An 11614-nucleotide genomic window follows, 5' to 3' on the forward strand; every position below is an offset into this window, starting at 1 on the left:
GTTGGTCTCGTGGGCTCGGAGATGTGGAGAAGAGACAGGGTAAGCCCCATCGCGGCTGAAGCCGCTCCTACGGGATACCGTCTGGAGAAAAGTCCCCCTTTGTTAAGGGGGACGCGCCGACAGGCGCGGGGGATAGGCCAGCCCGGACATGGGGCCCAACGTTTGCGAAGCAAATGTTGGGGGAGGCTTCCGCTCCGCGGAAGCCTCCTGTCAAGCCTTGTTCGCCTGCCCCCCCGGGGCTACCCTGCATGGTCATCGCAGTGATCCGGCATGACCACGTCCCGCTTCGTCCATCTCCACGTCCACACCGAATTCTCGATGGCGGATTCCACGATCCGCGTGCCCGAGAAGCCGGATTACGCCCATCCGGGCAAGGCCAAACAGGCCAATCTGCTCAGCCGCGCCGTCGAACTGGACCTGCCCTCGCTGGCGGTCACCGACCTGAACAACATGTTCGCGCTGGTGAAGTTCTACAAGGCTGCCGAGAGCGTGGGCATCAAGCCGATCGCCGGCGCCGACCTCATGATCGCCACGCCCGATCAGGCGCCGTGGCGTTTGACCCTGCTGTGCCGTGACCGCGAGGGCTATCTGAGCCTGTCGCGGCTGATCTCGCGCGCCTGGATGGAAGGCCATCGTCCTGAAGGCGGCGTTGCCGTGCATCCGGACTGGCTGGCCGAGCACCACCACAACCTGTTCGCACTGGCCGGCCGCGAGAGCCTGGCCGGACGGCTGTTCGCCGAAGGCCGGCACGATCTGGCCGAGCAGAGCCTGGGCGACTGGCAACGGGTGTTCGGCGATGGCCTGCACCTGGAGCTGACCCGTACCGGCCGCGACGGCGAGGAAGCCTTCAACCGCTTCGCGCTGCATGCCGCCGGCACTCGCGGGCTGCCGGTGATCGCCAGCAACGACGTGCGCTTCCTGTACGAAAAGGATTTCGACGCGCACGAGGCGCGTGCATGCATCGCCTCCGGGCGCGTGCTGGACGATCCCAGGCGTCCGCGCGACTACAGCCCCGAGCAGTACCTGAAATCGTCCGAGCAGATGCGCGAGCTGTTCGCCGACATCCCGGACGCGATCGACAACACCATTGATCTGGCCAAGCGCTGCAACATCGAGATGCGCCTGGGCACCTACTTCCTGCCCGACTATCCGGTGCCGGACGAGGAGACGCTGGACACCTGGATCCGCAAGCAGTCGCGCGAGGGCCTGGCCGCGCGTCTGGAAAAGAATCCGGTTGCTGCCGGCATGACCGCGCAGGACTACAGCGACCGCCTGGAGTTCGAGCTGGACACCATCATCAAGATGGGCTTCCCCGGCTACTTCCTGATCGTGGCCGACTTCATCCAGTGGGGCAAAGCGCAGGGCATCCCGATCGGCCCGGGACGCGGTTCCGGTGCCGGCTCGCTGGTGGCGTGGGCGCTGCAGATCACCGATCTGGACCCGCTGCCGTACAACCTGCTGTTCGAGCGCTTCCTCAACCCCGAACGCGTGTCGATGCCCGACTTCGACATCGACTTCTGCATGGATCGCCGCGACGAGGTGATCGACTACGTCGCGCGCAAGTACGGGCGCGAGCGGGTCAGCCAGATCATCACCTACGGCACCATGGCCGCCAAGGCGGTGGTGCGCGACTGCGGCCGCGTGCTGGGCTTCCCGTACGGCCTGGTGGATGGCGTCGCCAAGCTGATCCCCAACATCCTGGGCATCACGCTCAAGGATGCGATGGGCGAAGGCAAGGAATCGGAAATGGCATCGCCGGAGCTGATCCAGCGCTACCAGACCGAGGACGACGTGCGCGATCTGATGGATCTGGCGCGCCAGCTCGAAGACCTGACCCGCAACGCCGGCAAACACGCCGGCGGCGTGGTGATCGCACCCGAGCCATTGACCGAATTCTGCCCGCTGTTCGCCGAACACGACGAGGAAGGACGCGGCAAGAACCCGGTCACCCAGTTCGACAAGAACGACGTCGAAGAAATCGGCCTGGTGAAGTTCGACTTCCTCGGCCTGCGCACGCTGACGATCATCGACTGGGCGGTGAAGGCGATCAATCAGCGCCACGCGCGCGCCGGCGTCCCGCCGGTGGACATCGCCACGATTCCGCTCGACGACGTGCCGACCTACAAGGACATCTTCGCCTCGGGCAATACCGGCGCGGTGTTCCAGTTCGAATCCTCGGGCATGCGCCGGCTGCTGAAGGACGCCCGTCCCGACCGCTTCGAAGACCTCATCGCGCTGGTGTCGCTGTACCGCCCCGGCCCGATGGACCTGATCCCGGACTTCAACGCGCGCAAGCACGGCCAGCAGGACATCATCTATCCCGATCCGCGCACCGAAGCGATCCTGAAGGACACCTACGGCATCATGGTGTACCAGGAGCAGGTGATGCAGATGGCGCAGATTGTCGGCGGCTACTCGCTCGGCGGCGCCGACCTGCTGCGTCGCGCGATGGGCAAGAAGGTGCCGGCCGAAATGGCCAAGCACCGCGAGATCTTCCGCGAGGGCGCGGCCAAGGGCGGCGTGAATGGCGCCAAGGCCGACGAAATCTTCGACCTGATGGAGAAGTTCGCCGGCTACGGCTTCAACAAGTCGCACGCCGCCGCCTACGCGCTGGTCAGCTACCAGACCGCCTGGCTCAAGCGTCACTACCCGGCCGAGTTCATGGCCGCGACGCTGTCCTCGGACATGGACAACACCGACAAGGTGGTCGGCTTCCTCGACGAAGTGCGCAACCTCGGCCTGACCGTGTTGCCGCCGCGCGTGAACGAGTCGGCCTACATGTTCGAGGCCGCCAACGCCGACACCATCCAGTACGGCATCGGCGCGATCAAGGGCGTCGGCCGTGGCGCCTGCGAATCGATCGTCGAGGAACGCCAGCGCGGTGGCGAATACACCACGCTGCTGGATTTCTGCACGCGGGTGGATTCGTCCAAGCTCAACCGGCGCACGCTCGAAGCGATGATCAACGCCGGCGCGCTCGACGGGCTCGGCAAGAACCGCGCCTCGCTGATGCTGCAGCTGCCGGAAGTGCTCAAGGCCACCGACCAGATGGCCAAGGAGCGCGCATCCGGCCAGAACTCGCTGTTCGGCGGTCCGGATCCAAGCGCACCGGCGATCCATATCGACCTGCCCGAATCCAAGGAATGGCCGCTCGGCCAACTGCTTGGCGGCGAGCGCGACACGCTCGGCTTCTACCTCAGCGGGCATCCGTTCGATCCGTATCGCGAGGAAGTAAGAGAGCTGGTTGGCTGCGATCTCAGTGCGCTGGAGAAGATCGTCTCCTCGCAACAGCGCGGCGGCGGCGGTGGCGATGGCGAGAAGCGCGCCTGGAAGCCCGAAGTCAGCGCGATCCTGGCGGGCCAGGTGGTCGGCGTGCGCCGCAAGGGCGACAGCCAGGTATTCGTGCAACTGGAGGACGGTCGCGGCCGGGTGGAGTGCTCCGCCTTCTCCGATGCGATGGCCGAATTCGGCGAGTTGCTGACCCGCGACCGCATCCTGATCGTCAAGGGCGGCCTGCGCGAGGATGAATTCAACGGCGGCTACAGCCTGCGCATCCGCCAGTGCTGGGACTACGAGCAGATCTGCGCGCAGTACGCCCAGCGCCTGATGCTGCGGCTGGACCTGCGCGATCGCCAGACCTGGCCACGCATCGATACCCTGCTCGCCCGTCACCGGCCCGGCCGCACCCCGCTCCGCCTCGACCTGCTGCTGCGCTCATCCCAGGGTGGCGTGGCCGGCATGCTCGATCTGAACGGCAGCGGCTCGGTGCGCATCGACCTGCAACTGATCGAAACCCTGCGCAACGACCCGGCCGTGAGGACACTCAAGGTCAAGTACAACCCGCCCTGGGCGAACTGAAGCTCAGGCTTCGCCCAGGCGCGAATCCGGAAATCCACCCCGTTCATCATCGCCGCTCGGGGGTTCAGGCCATTCCGGCCCTCGGACCATCATCCCCAGGCAAGCGGTGATCCAGGAAGATGTGACCAGATCGCCACAAATTCATTGGATTTGTCGGCAGAAGACGCCCCGCCGGCCAACCGGAGCTTGCACCTGGCAGGCGCCGGCCTCAATCTGGGCACCGTGACATCAATGAATACGTAAAGCCGCCATACACGCCCCCACGCGCAGACTGCGGTCTCGGAACCCTGACGGCCAAGGATTCTCCCCCTATGAAAGCCCTGTACGCCGCTCCACTGATCGCTGCCCTGCTTGCAGGCTGCAGCGCTGCCCCGAAGATGTTCGAGATCGACAACCCGACCGGTGCTGCCGTCACGGTGAGCATCGACGGCGCCGAGCACAGCGTGCCGGCCGGTGGCTCGGTCGCGCTGGAACTGGCTTCCGGCGCGCACACCCTGCACTCCACCGATCTGGGCGACATCAACTTCCTGGTGTCCGCGCACGATGAGGGCGGGTTGATCAATCCGACCCGCAGCGACTACGTGATTGCCAGCTCGACCTCCCCGACACACGAACCGGTGGTGAGCCGTTTCGACGACGAGCATCCAGGCGTCACCCTGGGCGGCAAGCTGTACGAAGGCCCCTACCGCGTCAGCAACGAAGTGATCATCGAGCGCAGCTGGCGCTCCGGTGTGCACGACGCGCTGCCGGGCGGCCGGGCCGGTGCCGACGAAGCGCTGGCGGATGCCAAGATCTTCGCCGCGCGCGACTTCGTGAGCTATTACGACGAGGTCGTCGAAGGCCCCAGCACGTTCGCCTACGTGGTCGATCCGGGCATGCCGACGCCGAGCTACCTGACCGCCCTGGAAGACGCCGGCCTTCCGAGCCTGTCGCCGCTGTCCGGCCAGCATGCCGGCGAGCTGCGCAGCGTCTATGCCGCCTACCTCGGCTCGTTCGAGCCGGCGCTGTCGAACCGTGACTCGGGCACCCGCCTGGTGTACGTGCAGCCGAGCATGTCGCGCCACGCCGTCCAGCATCAGTAACGCACGCCTGCTTGTCCCAAGGCCCCGGCGAGAGCCGGGGCCTTTTCTTTTTTGACCTGTTCGCATCGAGTCGCACTGAGAGCAGCGCTCTTGTGGGAGGGACTTCAGTCCCGACGGGCGTTACCGGCCAAGCGCCGGGACTGAAGTCCCTCCCACAAGAGACCAACCGCACCGGATAGCAGGACGACTCCGGGGAGCAGGCCCGAGCGAACGCGAACAACGCCCTGCGCAACCGTGGCCGGGAACTCGACGCGCTACAGCCGCTGCGTCCGCACCGGGGCGTACGGGTCCAGACAAAGCATTCGGCTACACTTCGCCCCTTCGATTCTTCACGGTTTTCCATGAATCCGAACTACCTCGACTTCGAGCAACCCATCGCCGACCTGGAAGCCAAGATCCAGGAGCTGCGCAATGCCAGCACCGGCCCGGCGGTCAACGTGGAGGCCGAAGTGCGGACCCTGCAGGACAAGCTGCGGGTACGCACCGGGCAGATCTTCCGTGACCTCTCGGCCTGGCAGGTTTCGCAGCTGGCACGCCACCCGCAGCGCCCGTACACGCTGGATTACCTGCGCATCATCTGCGACGAGTTCCAGGAGCTGGCCGGTGACCGTGCCTTCGCCGATGACAAGGCGATCGTTGGCGGCCTGGCCCGCATCGCCGGCCGTCCGGTGGTGGTGATCGGCCACCAGAAAGGCCGCGACACCAAGGAAAAGATCCGCCGCAACTTCGGCATGCCCAAGCCCGAGGGCTACCGCAAGGCACTGCGCCTGATGAAGATGGCCGAGCGCTTCCGCCTGCCGCTGCTGACCTTCATCGACACCGCCGGCGCATGGCCGGGTATCGATGCCGAGGAGCGCGGCCAGTCCGAAGCAATCGCGCGCAACCTGATCGAGATGGCCGAGCTGAAGGTCCCGGTGATCTGCACCGTGATCGGCGAAGGCGGCTCGGGCGGCGCACTGGCGATCGGCGTCGGCGATCGCACCCTGATGCTCGAATACGGCACCTACTCGGTGATCAGCCCGGAAGGCTGCGCCTCGATCCTGTGGAAGGACGCGGCCAAGGCCAAGGACGCCGCCGAACAGCTGGGCCTGACCGCCAAACGCCTGAAGGCGCTCGGCCTGGTCGACAAGGTGATCCGCGAACCCACCGGCGGCGCCCACCGCAACCCGAGCCAGATGGCCAAGCGCCTGAAAGCCGTGCTGCTCAACGAGCTGGACGCCCTCGAGAAGATCCCGCCGGATCAGTTGCTTGAGAAGCGCTACGAGCGCCTGCGCGGATACGGGGCGTACGAAGCGGCGTAACGCCGTGATTCGTCATTGGTGATTCGTGATTCGCAACGGCCGGTGGCCGCGAGACCGGTGATCCGCTTCTGCGAATCACCAATCACGAATCACCAATCACAGCCTTTAAAAAGGCTTGAACAACACCAGCCAGATAATCGCCACCAGCGCCAGCACGGGCAATTCATTGAACAGGCGCAACTTGCGTGAACTCGGCAGCGGCTTGCCTTGCTCGACGCCCTTCAGCCAGCGCCCGGTGAAGATGAAATAGGCCAGGATCGCCGCGACCAGTGCCAGTTTGGCGTGCAGCCAGCCGCTGCCGGGGGCGACCATGGTCGGGAAGTCGGGAATGAAGCGGTAGCCCAGCCACAGCACTGCGCCGAGCAGCACCGCCAACCCGAACATGCTGTGGCCGAAGCGGTACAGTCGCCGCCCCATCAGCACCAGTCGCGCCTGTACGTCGATCTGGCCGGCGGTCTCGGCGACGTTGACCAGGATGCGCGGCAGATAGAACACCGCCGCCATCCAGGCGATCACAAACAGCAGGTGGAAGGTCTTGATCCACAGATAGAGGGTCATGCGCTGGCTCCGCTGGCTCGCGTGTAGGATGGCGCGCATTTTCACCGATACGGCCAGGCGAAACAGCGCGCGATGGACAAGACCTACGACCGAGACTACTTCCAGCACTGGTATCGCAAGGCCGGGCTGCACGATCGCGCCCGCCTGCGGCGGAAAGTCGCACTGGCAGTGGCACAGGCCGAACACTACCTGGAGCGCCCGATCCGCAGCGTGCTCGACATCGGCTGCGGCGAAGGCGTCTGGCGCGCACCGTTGCTCGAACTGCGCCCGCGCGCCAGCTATCTGGGCTTCGACAGCAGCGAGTATGCGGCGCATCGCTACCACCACAGCCGCAACGTACACCTGGCGCGCTTCGGTGATTTTGCGTGGCTGCGCCCGTGCGCGCCGGTCGATCTGCTGATCTGCTCGGACGTGCTGCACTACGTGCCCAGCCGTGAACTGTCGCAGGGCCTGCCCGGCCTGGCCGAGCTGTGCGGCGGGGTGGCGTTCCTGGAGCTGTTCGCCGCCGAAGATGAATTCGAAGGTGATCACGAGGGCTTCCAGGCGCGGCCCGGGCGCTGGTATCGCAGCCGTTTCACAAAGGCCGGCTTCACGGCGATCGGCTCGCATGGCTGGTTGTCACCGGCGTTGAAAGGCCAGGCTGCGGCGCTGGAACAAGCCTGATCCAGCCCGTAGGAGCGGCTTCAGCCGCGATGGGGCTTTCATGCAGGTCCCTCTGCAAAAGCCCGCACATCCATGTGTGGGGATTCAAAATGGGAAAGCCCCATCGCGGCTGAAGCCGCTCCTACGTACCGCCGCACCGCGAGCCCCATTTAAGTGCAAATGCGCCAATTGGGGTATGCTGCGCGGCAGCAAACCGCCAGACGGAACGGATGGGTGACGTGCTTTACCAACTGCATGAGCTGACCCGGAATCTGCTTGCCCCCTGGATTCACCAGGCCCAGGCCAACGCCAAGATGTTTTCCAGTCCGGACAGCCTGTGGGCCACGTTGCCCGGCGCCGACCGTCTGGCTGCCAGCAACGAACTGCTGCATCGCCTCACCAAGGATTACGAAAAGCCGGCCTGGGCGTTGAACGACGTCGAGGTGGACGGCCACTCGCTGCCGATCATCGAGCGCGAGGTGCTGGTCAAGCCGTTCTGCCGCCTGCTGCGCTTCAAGCGTTTCAGCGACGATCAGGCCTTGATGGCGCAGATGAAAAAGCAGCCCGCCGTGCTGGTGGTGGCGCCGCTGTCCGGTCACCACGCCACGCTGCTGCGCGACACTGTTCGCACGCTGCTGCGCGACCACAAGGTCTATGTGACCGACTGGATCGACGCACGCATGGTGCCGGCCGAGGACGGCGACTTCGGCCTTGACGACTACATCGCCTACATCCAGGAATTCATCCGCCACATCGGCGAGCATCAGCCGCGTCTGCATGTGATGAGCGTGTGCCAACCGACCGTGCCGGTGCTGGCAGCGGTGTCGCTGATGGCCGCGCAGGGCGAGCGTACGCCGGAATCGCTGGTGATGATGGGCGGCCCGATCGATGCGCGCCACAGCCCCACCGAGGTCAACAACCTCGCCACACGCAACCCGATCGAGTGGTTCGAGAACAACGTTATTCACACTGTGCCGCATCCGTATCCGGGGCATGGCCGACAGGTGTATCCGGGCTTCCTGCAGCACGCCGGGTTCCTGTCGATGAATCCCAGCCGGCACGTGATGTCGCACTGGGATTTCTACACCAACCTGGTCAAGGGTGACCTTGAGGACGCGCAGGCGCACCGGCACTTCTACGACGAGTACAACGCCGTGCTCGACATGCCGGCGCGCTACTACCTCGACACGATCCGCGTGGTGTTCCAGGAATTCCTGCTGCCGCGTGGCAAGTGGAAGGTGGACGGCCAGTTGGTGAAGCCGTCGGCGATCCGCGACACCGCACTGCTGAGCATCGAAGGCGAACTGGACGACATCGCCGGGCTGGGCCAGACCGAAGCCGCGCACGCGCTGTGCACTGGCATCGATGAAGCCGACCGCAAGCACCTGGTGGTGCAAGGTGCTGGCCACTACGGCATCTTCAGCGGCCGCCGCTGGCGCGAGATCGTCTATCCGCAGGTGCGTGACTTCATCGCGCAGTACGACACCCGGCCCGTGGCTGCTCGCAACGCCGAAACCACCGCCAAGGTCACGCCGATCCGTCGCCGCGGTGGCGCTCGCCCTGCCGGTTGATCCGACAGCATCGCGCCGCCTTCCAGGCGGCGCGAACCTTCAGTTGCTCAGGACGCGGGCTGCTGTGCCAGCGGCAATACATCCTGCACGAGATGTATCAGCACCTTGCCCGGTTCTTCCATGAACGGCATGTGCGCCGAATCCTCGAGCCACACCAGCGTTTTGTGCGGGCTCCTCAGGCCGTCGTACCAGCGCTCCACCAGGGGCGAGAAGGCGGCCAGGTCGTGGCGTCCCTGCAACAGCACCACCGGCACTTTCAGTTCGCGCCGATCCAACTGCGAATAAGCGGCGAATTGTGACCACAATGTATCGCGCGCGAAGGCGATACCACTCCCCCAGGCCGCGATCTCCTGGGGCGTGTAATCCGGAGTCAGCGCGACGGTGCGGCCATAGGTGTCGGCGCGACCACCATGGAGATAGCCGCCGTCGTGTTGCAGCCACTTGCGCTGCACTGCCAGCTTCGCATTCATCTCATCGGGGCTGCCCTGCCCCGGATACGGCGCCAGTGCTTCCAGCTCGCCGATCGCGACCGCATCCTTGCGCAGGCGCGCCGAGCGCAACAGGGCCTGATATCCGAGCGACTCGCTTTCGCGCATGTCCACAACCTGCCCCATGCCGACGTACACGCTGAACCATTCGGGATGGCGTGCGGCCAGTTCGGCCCCGAGCAGGCTGCCCCAGGAATGTCCGACCAGCACGATCCGCTCACGCCCGTACGTACCGCGCAGGTACTCCACTACCTCCTCGGCGTCGGCGATCATCCGCTCGACCGTTATCGTCGGCGCGACCCGGGCGGGATCGTTCGCCAGATAGGTACGACCGCTGCCGCGCTGGTCCCAGTGCACGACCGTGAAAAACTCCTCCCACGCATCGGTGTACTGGTAGGCCACCGGCGTGGCGGTGAAACCGGGGCCACCATGCAGGAACAGCAGCAGCGGTGCATCGGCATGGCGACCCCGCACGCTGATCGCCTGATCGATTCCGCCGATGGCGACAAGCTTTTGATCGTCGATGCCATCGGCAGTGACGATCTTGCGCATCTGGCCGTGCAATGCACGCACGGCTTCTTTGCCGGCATCCACCTGCGCGGCACCCGTGGCCGGTGCCGCGACCAGCGCCCATGCCAACAGCGCCGTGCCGACCACGTGCCAACTGGCACGACTCCTGGTGATCAACCGCATCGATACCTCCTTGGTGTGGAACCTTGGTGTGGGACCGTGTCGCCATGGATGCAGCACGTGTTCGCTCAGAACTCGCCACTCTTGACCAGCAGGTGCTTGGCGAGCAGTCCATGCAGGTGTCCCAGCGCACGCACCACATGCAGCGTGACGAACAGCAGCAGGGCTCCGAACAGCACCATCGGGACCGCCAGCCACGGTGCATCCTGGGACATGCTCCAATCGCCGAAGGTGACCACGACGGAGTTTGGCACCAGCAGCGACAGCGGACTCAGCAACATCCCCAGCGAGCACGCGGCCAGGGCCACCGTCACGGTGAAGTAGATGATTCCCAGCGGCAGCATCGACACGAAGTACAGCAGCGTGCTCCAGGTGCGCGCGTCGGTGAACATGTCGGCGATGCGCTGCAGCCATGGCTTGGGCGGGCCGGCATGCGGCGGACGGCGCGGCATGCGCACGCCGAGCAGTGTCTCCACGATCCGGCCTTCCACCAGCGCGAGCAGACGCGTGGAGCCGAAGAACAGCACCAGCAGCGGCAGGCCGATGATGGTGATCGACAGTCCCAGCGACAGCGAGAAACCGGTCACCACCCAGGTGAAGTAGAAGATGCCGGTGGCCAGCGACAGCAACAGATAAAACAGCGCGCCATAGGTATGCGGATCGGCAGCGACGCCGAAGAAACGCCCGATCAGCGAACGCCGCTTCGGCGGAGGTGGCGAGCGCAGCGCGCGGCTCACGGTGACTTCGGTTTCGCGGTAGATCTCGGCCACCTCTTCAGGCGCGCCGTAGCTGCCGGCGACCTCGGCGATCACCTCGGCCTCGCTCTTGCCATTCTGTCCGGCCAGCTCCGAACGCAGATATTCCTCTGCGTCGTACAGCGCGTCCTGGATCATCGCCGGATCGGCACCGGACAGGGCCTGGCGCAGTTGCGTCAGGTACTCGGGAATCGTGGTCGGCAACGGCCGATGCGCTTGTTCGATGGTCATGAGTGGCTCCCCTCCAGTACGGAATCGACGGAATCGCGGGTGGCGCGCCAGGCCGTGCTCCATTGCTGCAGGCAGGCACGCCCGTATTCGGTGATGCGGTAGTAACGGCGCGGCGGGCCCGCCAGCGAGGGCTCGACGTGGCTGTCCAGCAGTCCGGCGCCCTCCAGGTTGCGCAGTACCGGGTAGAGCGCACTCTGCTTGCCGCTGAGTACGCCATCCAGCCGCTCCAGCCGCTTGGCGATCAGATAGCCGTACAGCGGCTCCTCGGCGCGATCGAGCACCGCCAGCAGTGCCAGCGATACGGTCCCGGCACTGAGCTCCTTCTGGAATTTCCTGAGCTGGGCTTCGACGTCGGCCATGGCCGCCTCCATTGTTTGGTCACCCTCGCGAAGCTCTTCTCCTGGCTGGTGCCAGGTGCGACGCTAGGTTGGAGGCAAC

Annotated in this window: 9 protein-coding genes; 5 read left to right on the forward strand and 4 right to left on the reverse strand. The window is 65.4% G+C overall.

What is annotated here, in order from left to right:
• The first annotated feature begins 270 nt into the window (after window positions 1-270).
• The 3 genes from dnaE (at window position 271) to AC3WJE_RS06380 (ending at window position 6241) form a co-directional block, all read left to right on the forward strand.
• Window positions 271-3858, forward strand: coding sequence for a DNA polymerase III subunit alpha (gene dnaE / locus AC3WJE_RS06370; RefSeq protein WP_493729944.1), 3588 nt, complete (start codon window positions 271-273; stop codon window positions 3856-3858).
• A gap of 311 nt (window positions 3859-4169) precedes the next feature.
• The gene (locus AC3WJE_RS06375; RefSeq protein ID WP_493729945.1) at window positions 4170-4940 is read left to right on the forward strand and encodes a hypothetical protein; all 771 of its coding nucleotides are present in this window, start codon (window positions 4170-4172) and stop codon (window positions 4938-4940) included.
• 341 nt (window positions 4941-5281) lie between these two features.
• Window positions 5282-6241 carry an acetyl-CoA carboxylase carboxyltransferase subunit alpha gene (locus tag AC3WJE_RS06380; protein ID WP_493729946.1) on the forward strand — a complete coding sequence of 320 codons (960 nt, stop codon included), beginning with the start codon at window positions 5282-5284 and terminating at the stop codon, window positions 6239-6241.
• Window positions 6242-6346: 105 nt separating this feature from the next.
• Here the strand turns inward: AC3WJE_RS06380 and AC3WJE_RS06385 are convergent, their stop codons facing one another.
• Complete coding sequence (locus tag AC3WJE_RS06385; protein WP_493729947.1) at window positions 6347-6799, reverse strand: CopD family protein; 453 nt, start codon at window positions 6797-6799, stop codon at window positions 6347-6349.
• 72 nt (window positions 6800-6871) lie between these two features.
• Here AC3WJE_RS06385 and AC3WJE_RS06390 point away from each other — a divergent pair, with 72 nt between their 5' ends.
• Both AC3WJE_RS06390 and AC3WJE_RS06395 read left to right on the forward strand, forming a co-directional pair.
• Entirely contained in the window at window positions 6872-7462 is a 591-nt protein-coding gene (locus AC3WJE_RS06390) for a class I SAM-dependent DNA methyltransferase (protein WP_493729948.1), read from the forward strand.
• Between the two features lie 218 nt (window positions 7463-7680).
• The gene (locus tag AC3WJE_RS06395) at window positions 7681-9012 is read left to right on the forward strand and encodes a polyhydroxyalkanoate depolymerase (RefSeq protein ID WP_493729949.1); all 1332 of its coding nucleotides are present in this window, start codon (window positions 7681-7683) and stop codon (window positions 9010-9012) included.
• A 47-nt stretch (window positions 9013-9059) separates the two neighbouring features.
• Here the strand turns inward: AC3WJE_RS06395 and AC3WJE_RS06400 are convergent, their stop codons facing one another.
• The 3 genes from AC3WJE_RS06400 to AC3WJE_RS06410 all read right to left on the reverse strand — a co-directional run bounded on the left by AC3WJE_RS06400 (window position 9060) and on the right by AC3WJE_RS06410 (window position 11535).
• Window positions 9060-10193, reverse strand: coding sequence for an alpha/beta fold hydrolase (locus AC3WJE_RS06400; protein ID WP_493729950.1), 1134 nt, complete (start codon window positions 10191-10193; stop codon window positions 9060-9062).
• A 65-nt stretch (window positions 10194-10258) separates the two neighbouring features.
• A complete protein-coding gene (locus AC3WJE_RS06405) occupies window positions 10259-11176 on the reverse strand; it encodes a sensor domain-containing protein (protein ID WP_493729951.1) in 918 nt (305 codons plus the stop codon).
• A complete protein-coding gene (locus AC3WJE_RS06410) occupies window positions 11173-11535 on the reverse strand; it encodes a PadR family transcriptional regulator (protein ID WP_493729952.1) in 363 nt (120 codons plus the stop codon). Before AC3WJE_RS06410 ends, AC3WJE_RS06405 begins: the two co-directional genes overlap by 4 nt.
• Window positions 11536-11614 lie beyond the last annotated feature (79 nt).

Source organism: Pseudomonas sp. GW821-FHT07E12 (genome assembly GCF_058986605.1).